Below are 265 nucleotides of genomic sequence, written 5' to 3'. Positions count from 1 at the left end.
ACTTCTTCGTACCCAGTCGCTTCATCCACGCGACCGCGTCGTCCAGCCGCGGGTCCTGATAGTGGAACCACTGCATCAGGCCCATCTCGCCAGCCACCTTGGCATAATCGTCCAATGCCGGCTTGGGCGTACCGTCCGGGCGGATCAGGCCCATGTAGAAATGCCGGTAGTAACTCGACCCTTCCGCCTCGCGGTGGCGGGTCTCCGCACCCCATTCCATCGGCAGGTCGAACAGCGAGTACCAGAAGACGCGCGGAACGCGGCC

At 63.8% G+C, this 265-nt stretch carries 1 protein-coding gene; it reads right to left on the bottom strand.

Annotated elements, in window-relative coordinates; genetic code table 11:
- Nucleotides 1-265, bottom strand: a 265-nt coding sequence (locus tag AC0IYH_RS32005) for a hypothetical protein (RefSeq protein WP_471838316.1), incomplete at both ends; no start/stop codon positions are given.

It is taken from the genome of Pseudomonas sp. AC463 (genome assembly GCF_979253585.1).
The sequence above is the reverse complement of the archived record's forward strand: the minus strand, read 5'-3'. Positions and strand labels throughout refer to the sequence as shown.